Origin of the sequence: Colwellia sp. 6_MG-2023, assembly GCF_030547765.1 — a bacterium.
GTDB lineage: Bacteria > Pseudomonadota > Gammaproteobacteria > Enterobacterales > Alteromonadaceae > Colwellia.
This window is the reverse complement of sequence record NZ_JAUOPP010000008.1, coordinates 97702-115087: the sequence shown is the minus strand read 5'-3', so window position 1 is coordinate 115087 and position 17386 is coordinate 97702. Positions and strand designations below refer to the sequence as shown.

Annotated in this window: 11 protein-coding genes; 4 read left to right on the top strand and 7 right to left on the bottom strand. The window is 35.0% G+C overall.

Translation table 11 applies throughout. The annotated features are described in order from the left end of the window. The first annotated feature begins 146 nt into the window (after positions 1–146). Both Q4503_RS07270 and Q4503_RS07265 read left to right on the top strand, forming a co-directional pair. Positions 147–2378, top strand: coding sequence for an NADP-dependent isocitrate dehydrogenase (locus Q4503_RS07270; protein ID WP_215974569.1), 2232 nt, complete (start codon positions 147–149; stop codon positions 2376–2378). 193 nt (positions 2379–2571) lie between these two features. Beyond that, a complete protein-coding gene (locus Q4503_RS07265; protein WP_303601840.1) occupies positions 2572–3879 on the top strand; it encodes a DEAD/DEAH box helicase in 1308 nt (435 codons plus the stop codon). A 59-nt stretch (positions 3880–3938) separates the two neighbouring features. Here the strand turns inward: Q4503_RS07265 and Q4503_RS07260 are convergent, their stop codons facing one another. The 5 genes from Q4503_RS07260 to Q4503_RS07240 all read right to left on the bottom strand — a co-directional run bounded on the left by Q4503_RS07260 (position 3939) and on the right by Q4503_RS07240 (position 11231). Continuing rightward, positions 3939–4829 (bottom strand): GGDEF domain-containing protein, encoded by an 891-nt coding sequence (locus tag Q4503_RS07260; RefSeq protein ID WP_215974567.1) that lies wholly within the window; start codon positions 4827–4829, stop codon positions 3939–3941. 492 nt (positions 4830–5321) lie between these two features. Then, on the bottom strand, positions 5322–6971 hold the full coding sequence (locus tag Q4503_RS07255; RefSeq protein WP_303601839.1) for an amidohydrolase: 1650 nt from the start codon (positions 6969–6971) through the stop codon (positions 5322–5324). Positions 6972–7048: 77 nt separating this feature from the next. After that, positions 7049–8218 carry a patatin-like phospholipase family protein gene (locus Q4503_RS07250; protein WP_303601838.1) on the bottom strand — a complete coding sequence of 390 codons (1170 nt, stop codon included), beginning with the start codon at positions 8216–8218 and terminating at the stop codon, positions 7049–7051. 345 nt (positions 8219–8563) lie between these two features. Then, positions 8564–9070 carry a YgjV family protein gene (locus Q4503_RS07245; protein WP_303601837.1) on the bottom strand — a complete coding sequence of 169 codons (507 nt, stop codon included), beginning with the start codon at positions 9068–9070 and terminating at the stop codon, positions 8564–8566. 313 nt (positions 9071–9383) lie between these two features. Continuing rightward, positions 9384–11231 (bottom strand): M2 family metallopeptidase, encoded by a 1848-nt coding sequence (locus tag Q4503_RS07240; RefSeq protein ID WP_303601836.1) that lies wholly within the window; start codon positions 11229–11231, stop codon positions 9384–9386. Between the two features lie 641 nt (positions 11232–11872). On the opposite strand from Q4503_RS07240, the gene Q4503_RS07235 reads away from it, so the two are divergent. After that, on the top strand, positions 11873–12499 hold the full coding sequence (locus Q4503_RS07235) for a TetR/AcrR family transcriptional regulator (RefSeq protein WP_303601835.1): 627 nt from the start codon (positions 11873–11875) through the stop codon (positions 12497–12499). A 24-nt stretch (positions 12500–12523) separates the two neighbouring features. Here the strand turns inward: Q4503_RS07235 and dsbB are convergent, their stop codons facing one another. Together dsbB and nhaD are read right to left on the bottom strand one after the other, a co-directional pair. Next, positions 12524–13042 (bottom strand): disulfide bond formation protein DsbB, encoded by a 519-nt coding sequence (gene dsbB, locus Q4503_RS07230; RefSeq protein WP_303601834.1) that lies wholly within the window; start codon positions 13040–13042, stop codon positions 12524–12526. A gap of 137 nt (positions 13043–13179) precedes the next feature. Beyond that, a complete protein-coding gene (gene nhaD, locus Q4503_RS07225; protein WP_215974560.1) occupies positions 13180–14577 on the bottom strand; it encodes a sodium:proton antiporter NhaD in 1398 nt (465 codons plus the stop codon). Positions 14578–15423: 846 nt separating this feature from the next. On the opposite strand from nhaD, the gene acs reads away from it, so the two are divergent. After that, entirely contained in the window at positions 15424–17370 is a 1947-nt protein-coding gene (gene acs, locus Q4503_RS07220; protein WP_215974559.1) for an acetate--CoA ligase, read from the top strand. The last annotated feature ends 16 nt before the right edge of the window (positions 17371–17386 follow it).

Genomic DNA, 17386 nt, shown 5'->3' with positions numbered 1-17386 from the left:
GTTAGCTGTGTTATTAGTTTTTGCTAGAGAATAAATAAGTCTCTACAACTAACACTCGTCTTAATACCCTTTATTTTTTATTGAATGAGAAAAACTGAGTCAATTTGATAGGTTAATCAACTTAAGTTAAATAAAGTAGGAAACTCATGAGCACAGATAACTCAAAAATTATTTATACTATTACTGATGAGGCACCAGCCTTAGCAACATATTCATTATTACCTATTATCCAAGCTTATACAGCATCTTCTGGTATAAATGTTGAAACACGTGATATTTCTTTAGCTGGTCGTGTGCTAGCTAGTTTTCCAAAGTATTTAACAAAAGAGCAACGTATTGATGATGCGTTAGCTGAATTGGGAGAGATGGTTACTAATCCAAATGCAAATATCATTAAACTTCCTAATATCAGTGCTTCAGTTCCTCAATTACATGCCGTAATTAAAGAGTTACAGGCAAAAGGATATGAAGTACCTAATTACCCTGAAGAAGCACAGAATGAAGCTGAAAAGTCAATAAAGTATACTTATGACAAGATCAAAGGTAGTGCGGTAAATCCAGTTCTTCGTGAAGGTAATTCAGATCGTCGAGCACCTGCTTCAGTGAAGCAGTACGCACAAAAAAATCCTCATTCAATGGGCGTTTGGTCAAGCGATTCTAAATCTCATGTGGCAAGTATGTCTAAAGGCGATTTTTATGATTCAGAGCAATCAGTTACTGTTAACTATGCGACCAATGCAAGAATAGAATTTGTCGCTAAAGATGGTAGCGTTAAAGTTTTAAAAGATAACTTAGCTTTATTAACAGGTGAAATTATTGATTCATCTGTATTAAGTAAATCAGCGTTAATTGAGTTTTACCAACAAGCAATAGAAGATGCTAAGAAAGAAGATGTTTTATTATCATTGCATTTAAAAGCAACGATGATGAAAGTATCAGATCCTGTTATTTTTGGATACGCAGTAAAAGTTTTTTACGCTGAAGCATTTGAAAAACATGCTGAAGTTTTTGAGCAACTCGGTGTTGATGCTAATAATGGTATTGGTGATGTTTATAGTAAAATATCACGTTTACCTGAAGCTAAACGTACTGAAATTGAAGCAGATTTAGTTAATGTCTTTGCTAATCGTCCTGAGCTTGCAATGGTTGATTCAGATAAAGGTATTACTAACTTACACGTGCCAAGTGACGTTATTGTTGATGCTTCTATGCCTGCAACTCTTCGTTCTTCTGGAATGATGTGGGGACCTGATGGACAGTTAAAAGATACTAAAGCTATGATTCCTGACCGTTGTTATGCGGGCGTTTATCAAGCCGTTTTTGACTTCTGTAAAGAACATGGTGCATTTGATCCAACGACTATGGGTACAGTACCTAATGTTGGCTTAATGGCGCAAAAAGCTGAAGAGTATGGTTCACACGATAAAACATTCGTTATGGATGCTGAAGGTAGTGTTCGTGTTGTTGATGCGCTTGGTACAACTTTACTTGAGCACAATGTTGAAGTTGGTGATTTATGGCGTATGTGTCAAGCTAAAGACTTACCAATTCAAGATTGGGTTAAATTAGCAATAACACGTGCTAAAGCTTCTGGAATGCCAGCTGTTTTCTGGTTAGATGAAAATCGTGCTCATGATAGAGAAATGATTAAAAAGGTTAATGCTTATTTAGCAAACTATGACACAACTGGTTTAGATATTAGAACACTTAACCCTGTTGATGCTTGTAAATTTACCTTAGAGCGAATTTTAAAAGGCGAAGACACTATTTCTGTAACAGGTAACGTTTTACGTGACTATTTAACTGATTTATTTCCAATTTTAGAATTAGGCACTAGTGCTAAAATGCTGTCAGTTGTTCCATTAATGAATGGCGGTGGTTTATTTGAAACGGGTGCTGGTGGTAGTGCTCCGAAGCATGTTCAGCAGTTTGAAAAAGAAAATCATTTACGTTGGGATTCTTTAGGAGAGTTTTTAGCATTAGCAGCTTCATTAGAACACTTAAGTGTTACAACTGGTAATGCTAAAGCACAGATCCTAGCTGATACCTTAGATAAAGCCACAGGTAAGTTTTTAGATAGTAATAAGTCTCCGTCACGTAAAGTGGGTGAGCTCGATAACCGTGGTAGTCATTTTTATCTTGCGATGTATTGGGCACAAGAATTAGCGGCACAAACAAGTGATGGTGAGCTGAAAGCCGCTTTTACTGGTGTTGCTCAAGCATTAACTAAGCAAGAAGATAAAATTGTTGCTGAGTTAAATGGTGCACAAGGTCCTGCAATGGATATTGGTGGTTATTATTTTGCTGACCCAGCTAAAGCTGAAAAAGCAATGCGCTCTAGTGAAACATTAAATACTATTTTATCTGCTCTTTTTTAAAGATAAGTCTATATGTAGTAAAAGTGTAAACAGCTAACGACAGCGTTTTAATTGTTTACCTGTAAAGCCCTGATGATGAATAATTATCAGGGTTTTTTTATGTTTAATAAATATTAGTATTAACACTGTGTTTTAAGTTTGCTTAGTATATAATCCGCCACCTTATTTGTGTTTTTTTTGTTCTAGGTGATGTATGAGTGTTGATGCTATTGGTTTGTCTGCCAATTTATTGAAAGCGGTAAAGGAATGTGGTTATAAAAATTTAACCCCTATTCAACAGCAGGCTATTCCTATGATCCGCTCAGGCGTTGATGTCTTAGCAAGTGCTCAAACAGGAACAGGGAAAACAGCTGCGTTTAGCTTACCTATTTTAGATGCATTAGCTAAAGCCTCTAAAAGTGATGTAGTTGATGATAATACTGTTCGAAATATACGCGCATTAATATTAACACCAACCCGAGAGCTTGCAGCACAAGTTGCTGAAAATATCATCGCATACAGTCAGTTTTTACCATTAAAAGTTGGTGTTGTTTATGGGGGTGGGAAAATGCCATCACAAACTAGCTTGTTAAAACAAGGTGTCGATATTTTAGTAGCGACGCCAGGACGATTACTTGAACATTTAAATTTACGTAATGTAAATCTATCCCAAGTAAAGTATCTTGTGCTAGATGAAGCTGATCGTATGTTAGATATGGGTTTTTTAACCGATATAGAAAAGTTAACATTAGCGGTGAAACAAAAGCATCAAACCCTGATGTTTTCTGCCACTTATTCAAATAAAGTTAAATCATTAGCAAATACCTTACTTACTACACCTAAAACTATAGGGGTTGCAAAGCAAAACTCTACTTCGGGCAAAATAAAGCAATCAGTTTATTGGGTGAGTGAAGCAAGAAAACGAGAATTATTATCAGAATTAATAGGTGTTAATAATTGGCAGCAAGTACTTGTTTTTGCTGGAACTAAAGAAAGTGCAAATATTCTTGCAAAAGAATTAAAACTTGATGGAATAAAAGCTGCACTTTGTCATGGCGATAAAACACAAGGAGCGAGAAATAAAGCACTGAGTGATTTTAGTGAAGGTAAGGTTAGGGTATTAGTAGCAACGGATGTTGCTGCCCGTGGCTTAGATATTGAAAATTTAGCATACGTTGTTAATTTTCATTTACCTTTTTTGGCTGAAGACTACGTTCATCGAGTTGGACGAACAGGTCGTGCAGGGAAGTCAGGTACAGCTATTTCTTTAGTTAGCCCTAAGGATGAACGATTTTTAGAAAATATTGAGGCACTTATAGAGCGAAAATTTGAACGCATTATTGTGCCAGGATATGAATTAAAGAAAGATGAAGCATTAGAGCACCAACAAATTATTGAAAAACGCGCCAGTAAAAACCGTTATCGTGCTAATCAAGAAAAGAATCAAGCAATTGAAAAGAAAAAGCAAACAACTCGTACAAGCAATAAAAAATATAACGTTAAAATAAAGAAAAAACGATAAGTTTAGTTCGTTTAATATTTATGTTGTTTATGTTGTTTATGTTGTTTAAGTTGGCTGGCTTAAACAACACTCAAGCCTGTTATGCTTTTCATTTTTTCACGGTAGAGCGCTGCATCAGCTCGTTCAAATAATGTTTGCTCATTATCAGCTCTAGTCATAAAGGTTGTACCTAAACTGCAACCTACTTGGTATTTTGAAAGTATGATGTTTGTTTTTAAAGCACCATCAATTCTGCTTTCAATGATATCTAAAGCATCTTTACTCGCATGCTCAACAATAATAGCAAATTCATCACCACCAAAACGAAATATACTGTCGGAATCACGTACACAAGTTCTTAAAATATCAGAGAATTGCATCAGTACTTGATCCCCTATACTGTGACCGTAATTGTCATTAATGGCTTTAAATTTGTTTAAGTCTCCTAAAATCAAACCAACCATCTCATGTTGACGATTTGCATTATGCATGGCACGTTTTAATTGATCATCAAAATATCTACGGTTCCCTAAGCCCGTTAAACCATCTTCCATAGCAAGTTGCATCGCTTGGTGATACTGGAGAGCATTTTTTAAAGGGTATAATAGTATTTTATGGATTCGTTGTAAGTCTTTATAATGATGCATGCTAATAGGGTTATTTATACCGTAGGTAAGCGTCCCAATAAATTCATTATTTAGCTTTAATTCAAAGTGGCGTTCCTGTTTTGATTTACGGCTTCCACGTAAAGTTTTGCTGGCAATTTCACTTTTAAAATATAACCCTGAAAATTTGATATAACGAGCGGCTTCCATAGCAAAAATATCGAGTAATTTCTCTAAAGATAAGGTTGTTTGGAGTTGCTCTAACAAACTCATATTTTGTTTATTATTGATAGCAGTACTATTTGCTAATACATTAAATACATTAAATGATGGTGTTGTATTTTCAAGTATATTCAATGTTTGCATACTTACGCCTCTATTTACATAGCTTTAGTTGTTAATAAGTATGTTTAAGCAAAAATTATTCCAATAATTTAGAGTGTGGTTCAATTAAAAAAACGATCTTCAAGTTTCTATCTATGTAATTGATTTATATGTCTTTTATTCCATCTTTGTGTGGATGCCTTGTATGGTTTTTAGATGGTATATTGCTTGTCAGCAAATTGACGGCAATAGTTTGCCGGGTGGCAAGTTTGTTTTTTCTTTTAAATAGCTATATAGGACATTTTTAGTATTAATAGCATAGGGTTAGGGATGATTTATAACATGAGTATCTTATACTCGCATTATTTTATTGAAAATATTGATTGGACGAGATAATACATAATTAATTTATATTATCTCTTAAATAGAACTAATTACTGCCAGTGCAGGTCAGGTATTGTAAAACGTATAGATAAAGCTTCTATTACAACACCTTTACTTAGTATTTTTTACTTTTCGTTCTAATATACAGTATTACTCATTGAACGTGAGTTGTTTACCGTCTACCCAGGTTTGTAAAACTTTAGTTTTCCAAATGTCACTGCTTTGAATGGCAAAAATATCTTGGTCAATCAGAATAAAGTCAGCTTTTTTATCTTTAGCAAGTATACCAATAATATCTTCTTGGTGGCCTGCATAGGCAGCATTAACAGTAAATGTTCTAAATGCTTCCTTAATGGACATAGATTCTTCTGGAAACCAACCTAAAGCTGGTTTGTTTTGATGATCTTGTCTTGTGACACTTGCGTGAAGGCCAAAAAATGGATTACTTGATTCAATAGGAAAGTCTGATCCGCCAGCAATGATGGCATTAGCCTTGATTAGTTTTTGCCATGCATAAGCACCTAATATTCTTTCTTCACCTAAACGGTCTTGTGCCATATTCTTGTCACTTGTTGCATGAGTGGCTTGCATTGAGGCTATTACGCCTAACTCATCAAAGCGAGGGATGTCTTTTAGACGAAGAATTTGCGAGTGCTCTATTCGGTGACGCATATTTCTTGTTTTCGTGCTTTTTATATATTTTTCATAAAGATCTAAGACAAGTTTATTGGCATTATCTCCAATTGCATGAGTGTTTACTTGAAAACCTGCCATCATTACTGTTTGTATCAGTGAGGCTAACGTTTCTTGGTTGTAGAGTAATAAGCCTCTATGATTACTTAAGTCGGAATAATCTTTAATTAATGACGCACCTCTACTACCTAAAGCACCATCAGCTGAAATTTTAACACTATTGATAATAAATTTATCATCAGGGGATTTAAAGTGCCCATGTTTTAATAATTCTTGTAAATTTTTATCATCAACATAGATCATACCATTGACTCTAATTGGCATCTTATCTTCTAAAGCTAATGCTTTATAAGCCGAAATATTTGCGTTACTAATACCAGCATCATGTACTGATGTTAAGCCTACTTTAGCTAATTCATTTAAAGCGATTACTAAAACTTCTTTCATCTCTTTTTGCGTTATCATAGGAATATTATCGGTGATAAGGCTCATTGCATTATCAATAAAAATACCGGTAGGTTTACCTTGTTTATCTTTGACTATTTCACCACCGTTAGGTGAAACCGAGGTATGATCAATACCCGCTAACTCCATCGCTTTTGAATTTGCCCAGCCTGCATGACCATCTATTCTGCTAAACCAAACAGGTGTGTTTTTGAAATATTCATCAAGTGAGATGGCTGTTGGGTATTGTTGATCTTTCCATAAAACTTGATTCCAACCTCGGCCTAACAGCCATTGTCCATTTTCATGTTTTTTATGAAAGTTAATCGCTAATTGAACTGCTTCTTGCTCAGATAATACATTGTTTAGATTCACTTGCATTAAGCTTAAGGCGTAGCCTAATACATGTCCATGAGCATCAATTAAACCAGGTAATAGTGTTTTACCCTGTCCGTCAATTTCTTGTATATTTTTTGTCGGTAGGATGTCATTGCTGGTAAATATTTTATCTATTTTGTCATCGGTAAACTGCATAGCTGAAAACTGAACAAGTTCACCTGTTTCATTTAATGTATAACCATTAATATTTTTTAGTAATGTTGTTTGTGAAAAGGCTGAGAATTGTACGATAGCAAGTAATATAAAAATTATAATTTTTTTCATTAGTACAAACCTAAATTTAAACGGGTTTTCATATTAAGACATAAGCTTTTATACGTACATTTATTTTGGCAGTTTATTTAAGACTTAGTTGCTGTATATAAATTTAAGAAATGCCTGATTTGATTCTCTTGCTCCATGGCATCATTAAACCCTAATCTTATTAGTTCGCTGCAGAAGTTTTTTTCAAACAGTAAATAGCTAATAAGACTTGATTCAGCATCATTATTAATTCCGGCGCTACGTAATAAGATTCTTACAGGTAAAGGTAAATCATCATAATAATTTAGTGCGATAGTATTAAAATCACTACTTGGATTAATAATAAAACTATCAATATGCTTTAGGCCTTCAACATTTTCTTTTTTACTTTTTGGAATCAACTTTAAAGTTTCATTTATACGGGCCATACGTTCTAAATCACTATTCATAGTGTCAGCGAATATAGAATCTAATAGATGACCAGCAATTGTTGCTGCCGTCGGCGGGTGAGGGGTATTTTCATTAACATAAATAGGCTCTCTAGGTTGTTCTACACCTATAATAAAAATACGCTTCGCGCCTAAATGGATCGCAGGGCTTAGTGGCGATAATTGATGTACAGAGCCATCGCCAAAGTGATTCTTTTTAATTTTTACAGACGGGAATACTAGAGGAATTGCTGCTGAAGCCATTAAATGTTCAGTATTAAGTTGAGTTGCTTGACCACAACGCTTTTCTCTATTCCAGGGCGTTATCGTATCGTCAGCTTGAAAGAAACTGATAGAATTTCCTGTACTATAACTGGAAGCGGTAACTGATGTGGCAGATAGATATCCCTGTAAAATGTTATTATCAATACGTTTAAAATTCATAACAGAGTTTAGTAGGTCACGAAGCGGCTCATTGTTTAATAAACTACGTGGTAATTTATTGGCGTAATCAGCTTGAAAGTTAGCAAACATAGCTTTACCTATATGGCCAAATACACCGCGGGTATTGTTATGATAAATTTTACTGGTATCGAGATTTTTCCATACCCATTCAAGTTTTTTTACCCCTAAATGAAAACATGATGCGTAGCAGCCTAAGGCAGTAGTGTTGATAGCTCCGGCTGAAGTGCCACTGAGAATAGGGAAGGGAATAGCATGATTTCTAGGGACAAACTTAGCTATAGCTGAAAGAACTCCTACCTGATAGGCGGCTCGAGCCCCACCACCGGTTAGTACTAAAGCGTTTTTACTGGCAACATAATTATGTCTTCTAGTCATCTAATATTATCTTGAATTAAAGTATTGATTAGGTTGTTAATATATCATTCTCATTAAGTTTATAATCTTATTGTGTACTGGAAAATATATCAAGGTAAGGCCCTTAATTGAGAATAATTGTTATTGTAGTAAAGAGCAACGCTGTTATGGAGTACTTTGATCAATATAAATGAAAAAGAATTAAATGCTACTTTAAGCGATATTAATAGCATGAGTCTTTTTATAATGGCTTAAAAAAGGAGCCGACATAGCATTGACTGTAACCACTATAAATTTTATAGCTGGACTCTCTCAGTATCGATTCAGCCTTATCAAACCAGTATTTTATTTACTGATTAATTCGGGTTAATACTTTATTGGTTTTTGCGCGAGATAATAACGATAATATCCTATAAAACTACTACCAACAAAAATGACTTCAACGAGTACCCCTATAGGCGTCCACAAAATAAGGTTATGCACCAGCCATAATGAGCCTCCTATAATCATCATTAAGCGTAAAAATTTATCATTGTGACTAAATGAACCGATAGTAATAAATACTGTTGCTATAAAGCCAACAATGCTTAACAAACCAATATAAGTAGCAACGGTTATGAGTAAACTTACGCCAAGCGATGCAAAGGAAAGCCATTTTAACTTCCATTTTATTGAAATTAAAAAACGCAAACTGGAAAACAAAAAAATAAAACCTGCGGTAGGCTGATCAAGTAATAGATAATGAAAACCATTAAAAAAACAACTAACAGACAATAGAGCCAAAATGTAGTTTTTGTTCTTCAGTTGCATAGCACAGCATTCAATAATGAGTGTGACGCTAACGAGTAGTTGTGAAATGAAAAAATCAGACATAATAATTTAGTAAAATACGCTATTGTTTATTAGTGGTTACCTATTTATATCTACAAGTTAATTTACGAGCAGGAGTAAAGGCATTACCTGTTGGTCGTTCATCACTACACAATTTCCTAGCAGTATTTACCCTAATTAATAGATATATTACAGCAACATGAAATGATTATTTAGAATGTGATGATAGACAATAGCGAGGCAGTCTAACATATTATGCTCAGTGTTGGTGTGATAATCCAAGGTCAAAATAAAAAGCCCTAATATCGTGAATATTAGGGCTTTTATTGAGTAAAATTATCTGTGGATTATTTATTTAAAAGCCACATTGTTTACCTTGGTTTTTATCTTTTAGCCAAGTTTGTAATGGGGCAAAGTAATCTAAAATTGCCGTAGCATCCATTTGTTCATTACCGGTTAATACTTTGTACGCTTGTTGCCAAGGCTGGCTAGAGCCCATTTCTAACATAGTATTAAGTGCTTTACCTGCATCTTTATTATTGTAAATAGAACAACGGTGAATCGGATCGGTATTACCAGCAATTTCACATAAAGCACGATGAAATTCAAATTGTTGTATATGCGCTAAGAAATAACGGCTATATGGAACACCACCTGGAACGTGGTATTTTGCACCTGGATCAAACGCTGATTGTTCACGCTCAACTGGTGCGGCAACACCTTGATATTTTTCACGTAATTCCCACCAAGCAGTATTGTAGTTTTCAGGTGTAATTTCGCCTGAGTAAACTTTCCAGCGCCATTGATCTACCATTAAACCAAAAGGAATAAAGGCAACTTTATCCAAGGCCATTTTCATCAATAAACCAATATCTTTTGACTCATCAGGAATAGTGTCAATTAAACCAATTTCTTTTAGATATTTTGGTGTAACCGATAAGGCAATAGTATCACCAATTGCTTCATGAAATCCGTCATTAGCACTGTTTTGGAAATATACAGGCTGATCTTTATAGGCTCGTTGATAAAAATTGTGACCTAATTCGTGGTGAATAACAGAGAATTCTTCGCCCGTTTTTTGAATACACATTTTAATGCGTAAATCATCTTTAGCATCTAAATCCCACGCTGAAGCATGACAAATTACATCTCTATCTTCAGGTTTAGTAAATAATGAACGAGTCCAAAAAGTCTCGGGTAATGCGTCAAATCCAAGTGAAGTAAAAAACTTTTCTGCGCCTTTAACCATTTGTATTTCATCATAATCATGAACTGCTAATTGCTTAGTTACATCATAACCTGGATCGGCATTATCGGGAGCAACCACATCATAAATATTTCCCCAAGATTGTGCCCACATATTACCAAGTAAATGCGCTGGAATAGGTTGATCTTGTGGTACTTTATCTTCGCCATATTCTTTACCAAGCTCGCTACGTACATAACAATGTAAATCATCATATAAAGGCTTTACTTGCCCCCAAAGTCGATCTAATTCATTGGCAAAATCGTCGGCAGGCATATCATAGTTTGAACGCCACATAGCTCCAAGATCTTTATAGCCTAATCCTTTTGCCCCTTCATTTGCTAATTCTGCTTGGCGAGCATATAAAGGCTTCATTGATGGACTGATTTCACGCCATCCTTGCCACATTTCTAATAATTCATCGTAATCACGAGACGTTGACATAATTGAAGTCATATCACCTAAACTAAGTTTTTCACCTGTTTTAGTTGTGTAACTTCCTTTACCATAGATGCTGCCTAATTCTGCACCAATCTGTGCTAATTCAGCAGATTTTTTAGAATCTTGAGGTGCCGGTAAGACTAAAGACTGTTTTAATATATTTAATTGACGACGTTGCGTTGGATTGACGTCGACATTATCAAACTTAGCTGCTTGCATAGCAAAACGAACACCAGCTTCAGTAGACTTTTGATCAGCTTCTGCTGCCAGAGATGCTGTATCTTCTGTAATAAAGTTTGAATATATCCATGCAGCTCTTGCACCAGACACTCCTAAAGCAGTCATTTCTTTTGCTACATCATCTAGAAACACTTGCGCATCTTGGCTTGTTAACGCTTTTTCTTCTGTTTGTGATGTTGTTGTTGAATTACTTTGAACTTGAGAGCAACCAGATAATGACGCTGCTATGACTAAAGCAATAGAAGTAAATTTGAACGTATTTGTTATATTATTCATCATGTTTTTTAAGTGTTATAGAAAATTTGGAAGATAATTTAGTATATTGAAAGATGAAACTAATGCAAATGATCTAATAAAGGAAAAGTAAGATGAGTAAAAATGATATCTAGTTGCTCAGTTATTCAAATCAACCAGTAATATCACAAACTAAAGTCATAGATATTTCTACTTGCTAGGCCTTTATTCATAAGGCTTTTTTATTGTAGTTAAGTAAAAAAGGTTGTGATTTATTCGGTTTGATTAATAGCTATTATTGCCTTTTATAGTTAAATTACACGTTGAAAAAGACGCGTGAATGACTTGTTTAACAGACGTTACTGTATACAATGCGTAACAGTTTGCTATTAATCAGGCTGATAATGACGAAAATAAATTTGATAAACTTTTTATTTGGTCTTATCAGCAGCAGAAAAAAAAGACTCAGGGCAGATTGACAGATCAGGCCACTGAGTCAGGAAGTAAACATGTATGTTCACTAGGTTTGAGACACTTATTTATAATTAGTTCAATTTTTCTACATAAAATTATAAATTATTATTTAGGTCTTGATGCTGCTTGACCTGAACGTGATAAATAAGCTATTTTAAACGCTTGTTTGAATTTTAATGTTAGATATTAGCGTTTTGGTATAAAGAAATATGAGTACAAAAAATAAAATTTTAGATGCAGCAGAAGTCCTATTTTCTGATAAAGGCTTTAACGGAACATCGTTAAGAGAAATTACTAGTCAAGCAGAAGTAAACTTAGCCGCAGTTAATTATCATTTTGGCTCTAAAAAAGAGTTAATCAAAGCTGTTATGTCTCGGTACATGAATGAACTCAGTCCTCGCTTAGAATCAGCATTAGGCACATTGTGCTCTGACGAAGCAAAGCCAAGTTTAATTAATGTTTTTTCGGCTTTTCTTGAGCCTTTACTTCATTTAAATACTTTTAAAGACAATGGCACAAGTATTTTTTTGCAATTATTGGGTCGAGGTTATACCGATAGCCAAGGCTTTTTAAGATGGTTTTTGACGACTCAATACCCAAATGTTTTTACTAATTTCACTAATGCTGTTCACAAAGCTTATCCAGAATTGAGTGCAGAAGAAATGTTTTGGCGTTTACATTTTACGATGGGGACTATTGTGTTTACTATGTCTTCAAGTGATGCGTTAATTGATATTGCGTTAAATGATTTTGACCGCCAAGTAGATATTGCTGGCGTTATTAAGCAAGTAATTCCTTATGTTGCTGCAGGTGTAGCAGCGCCTATCGTTAAATAAGCGCTTTTAATTTAACGATAACGTTTACAGTTTTTTACTGTGTATTAATCTATTTAATAAAATAATACCAAAAGCGATTGTATAAAATCCAAAAACAACAGTCATCCACTGCGGCATACTGTAACCTAAAAATTGCCAATCGATATCTCCACAACTACCCGTTGCTTCAAATAAAAATGGGAGCCATTCGTGTAATGGTGCCCATGTTGGGAAATTAGGTACAAATTCACAACTAAAGAATAATGAACCTGAGTTGCTTTGCATTTCTATATGCTCTAACGCTATTAATAAGCCCCAAATAGCACCAACACCCCATAAAGCATAAGCTATTATTCTGGTGAGTAAAAAGCGTGAACCGGCAATGCCAATCACACCCGCGATAATAATTGCACAAATTGCAAGGCGTTGATATACACACATGATGCAAGGTGCTAAGTCCATTGCATATTGAAAATATAAAGCGCATAACTCGAAAGCTAAGGCCGATATGGTTAATAATAACCAAGATTTTGAACGAGTGGTTAAATCACTTAAAAATTTCATTTTTTTCCTAATAATTCTTATGATAACGATGCTTATAAATATAAAAAAAGCTTCTAAATTACCTTGAAGTAAAAAGTAGAAGCTTTTAATCATAACAACTAATTATCAATGTTGTTATCTGAAATTGTTACAATTTTTTAGCCGTTAATTAATAAGTGAGTATAAATACTAGCAGCGTAGCCTAAGGCAATAACAGGAGTCCATTTTAGGTGACTAAAGAAAGTGTAGTAACCTCTTGCTTGTCCCATTAAAGCGACACCAGCAGCAGAGCCAATAGATAATAAGCTACCTCCAACTCCAGCCGTTAATGTTACTAGTAACCATTGCATATGTGACATATCAGGATTCATAGTTAACACTGCAAACATTACCGGGATGTTATCAACAATCGCAGATAAAATACCCACAAGTATATTAGCATTCGTTGCTCCAAGCTGACCATACATAAATTCAGATGTTATGCCTAAATAACCAATAAAACCTAAACCACCAACAGCTAAAATTACGCCATAGAAGAAGAATAATGTATCCCATTCTGCTTTGGCAATTTTATCAAAAATATCAAAATCATCTTCAATTTGGTGGCTTGTTGGCATATCTGATTTATCAATTTCACCTTGTCCAGATCTACGAAGGTAGTAAGCAAAAAACTTCAGGTATGCCAGACCCAGCATCATACCGTATACCGGAGGTAAGTTAATAAATGTATGGAAAGATACTGCTGTGATAATTGTTAAAAGGAATAAGCCAACAATCACTAAACCACCTTGTTTGATTGATGTAACGTGCTCTGATTCAGTTGACGGATTACCTTTAGGTAAAAAGAATTGCATAATAAAAGCAGGAATAAAAAAGTTAACGACAGCAGGAATGAATAATGCAAAAAATTCGTTAAACTCTACCATGCCTTTTTGCCAAACCATTAACGTTGTAATATCACCAAATGGGCTAAACGCGCCACCAGCGTTTGCACCAACAACAATATTAATACAACTCATGCCAATAAATTTAGGCTCGTCTTTACCTACGGCAATAACCACGGCACACATAATTAAAGCGGTCGTTAAGTTATCAGCAACTGGGGAAATAAAGAAAGCAAGAATACCGGTTAACCAAAAGAGTGTTTTATAACTATATCCTTTGGCAACTAACCAATCACGTAATGAGTCAAATACATTACGCTCTAACATAGCATTGATGTAGGTCATAGCAACAAGTAAGAAGAAAAAAAGTTCAGCATATTCAAGAAAGTTATGGCGAATGGCTACTTCAGCAGAGTGCGGCATTCCTTGAGAGCTGTAATGAAAGGCAATAAGTATCCAAATTAACCCAGCCGCGAGTAACACAGGTTTAGATTTTCTTAAGTGTAATTGTTCCTCTAAAATAACTAAAGTATAAGCAATTACAAAAATAGCTATTGCGGCATAGCCAACCCAATGAGCGGTTAAATTTAAGGTTTGATGCGAAGCATCAGATGCAAAGGCAATACTAGGTGCAAGCAGTAGTGCCACTAAAATGAATAAAAGTTGTTTCATGCTTATTCTCTAGGTTTTGAGTAAGAGGAGGTTTTAATTTTTTGCAGATTCTAGCAAAACCTAGCTAAAATGATATATAAAAGCTGGCTAAATACTATTCATTTCATTAATACTCATGATACAAATTATTGTTTCAGTATATTTTAAATTGAACTTTTATTATTTCTTTGTTGCTCAAATAGTAATCTAAACTGTCTTTTTTTACACTATTTCGGTTGATATATGTGCTGTGTATCAGGGACGTGTTAATCTTTTAGTGCACAAGATTTTAATTACGCTCCCTAGAAAATAATAAGTAGCATATTACTATTTGCCTTTCTGTATAGCGCTGTGTTGTTACTCAGGTTAGTTTATCTCATTAGCTAAGCTAAATATCTTAGAGTATGTTTGCTGCTTGATAGGTTACTGTAAAATAGGTTTGTTGATTTGTTAGGGATTTGATCTTTTTTTCTCTTTTGATAAATTATTAAGGCTAACTTATCTGCAACGATGATTTTATATGTGTCAATTTTTTGTAATTCATTAATTGTATAATTAACATTCAATAACCTTATGAGTTAGGAGATGGCGAAGTGACAATATTGTCGACACCCATTGTCAATGCTAATGTACGCGTTAAAATAAAATGGCTTTAGCCTATAAAAACATTAAATATAAGATTCTGAACGTATGCCTAAAATGAGTACTATTTATATAGTTTCCAACTAAAGGTGTATTTGCTTAAGACTAAAGGCGTATATGAAAACCAACGTAAAATACTTAGCATAAACACAATCTTACTTATTTAGATAAAGTAAAAAATAAAAATTATTATATTGGGTGTTAACCCCCAAGAAGGAATAACTTATGAATGAATTAAAACCTTGTTACCCTGTATCAGAGAAAGCCAAAGCTAATACGCATATTGATAGCGCAACTTACGATGCTATGTATAAGCAATCTATCGAACAGCCAGATGTATTTTGGGGAGAGCAAGCAAAAGAGTTTATTGACTGGTACCAACCTTGGGATAGCGTAAGTAAAGTTGATTTGAAAAATTCTGAAATCAATTGGTTCTCAGGCGGTAAACTTAATGTGAGTTACAACTGTATTGATCGCCATTTAGCGACCAAGGCAAATGATACCGCGATTATCTTTGAAGGCGATGATCCAAGTGAAGATTTACAGGTAACTTATCAAGAGCTTCATGATCATGTTTGTCGTTTTGCTAATTTACTAAAAGAACGTGGCGTTAAAAAAGGTGATCGTGTTTGTATTTACATGCCAATGATTCCTGAAGTAGGTTATGCCATGTTAGCCTGTGCTCGAATTGGTGCTATTCATTCTGTTATTTTTGGTGGTTTCTCTACCGAAGCTATTAAAGCTCGCGTTATGGATGCTGAATGCCAAGTAGTTATCACTGCTGATGAAAGCTTACGCGGTGGTAAGCGTATTCCACTTAAAGCGAATGTTGATGCTGCAGTTGCAGAATGTCCTCAAGTTCACTCTGTTATTGTCGTTGCTCGCACAGGTGGTGATGTTGCTTGGAATGAAAAGACAGATATTAATTATGAAGAAGCTGTAGCAAGACAAGAAGCCGTATGTGAGCCAGAAGTCATGGATGCTGAAGATCCACTATTTGTTTTATATACGTCAGGCTCGACTGGAACACCAAAAGGTGTTGTACATACTTGTGGTGGTTATATTTTATATGCAGCAATGACACATAAGTATGTATTTGATTATCAAGAAGGCGAAATTTACTGGTGTACTGCTGATGCAGGTTGGATCACTGGCCATTCTTATATTTTTTACGGCCCATTAGCAAACGGTGCTACCACTTTAGTTTTTGAAGGTGTACCAACATACCCAGATGCTGGACGTTTCTGGCAAGTCTGTGAAAAACATAAAGTAAATGTATTCTATACTGCACCAACAGCTATTCGTGCTTTAATGAGTGTAGGTGATGAATTTGTTGAGAAATATGATCTTTCATCATTACGTTTACTTGGTTCTGTAGGTGAGCCAATTAACCCTGAAGCTTGGCATTGGTATTATGAAGTTGTGGGTAAAAGTAATTGTCCAATTGTTGATACTTGGTGGCAAACAGAAACTGGTGGTATTTTAATTACTTCGTTACCTGGTGCTGTAGATATGAAACCTGGTTGTGCAGGTAAACCATTCTTTGGTGTTCAACCAGCATTATTTGATAAAGATGGTAATACCCTTGAAGGTGAAAACCAAGGCTTATTAGTAATGACAGCTAGCTGGCCAGGACAACTTCGTACTGTTTATGGTGATCATGATCGCTTCTACCAAACTTATTTAGGTCAATACCCGGGTAATTACTTTACTGGTGATGGTGCAAAACGTGATGAAGATGGTTTCTATTGGATCACTGGTCGTGTTGACGATGTCCTAAACGTTTCAGGTCATCGTCTAGGTACTGCTGAAATTGAAAGTGCTTTAGTACTTCATCCAGCTGTTGCTGAAGCGGCTGTTGTTGGTTATCCTCATGAAATTAAAGGCCAAGGTGTATATTGCTATGTTACTTTGATGGCAAATGCGCAAGAGTCAGATGAACTTAATGCAGAGCTAAAAGATTTTGTGGCTAAAGAGCTAGGTCGCTTTGCAAAACCTGATTACGTGCAATGGGCACCAGGTTTACCTAAAACACGTTCAGGTAAGATTATGCGTCGTATATTGCGTAAAATTGCTGAAAATGACGTCGATACGTTAGGCGATACTTCAACATTAGCGGATCCAAGTGTTGTTGATAACTTAATAACAAAACGTATTGTTCATGCTGGTTAATACTATTGTTAATTAA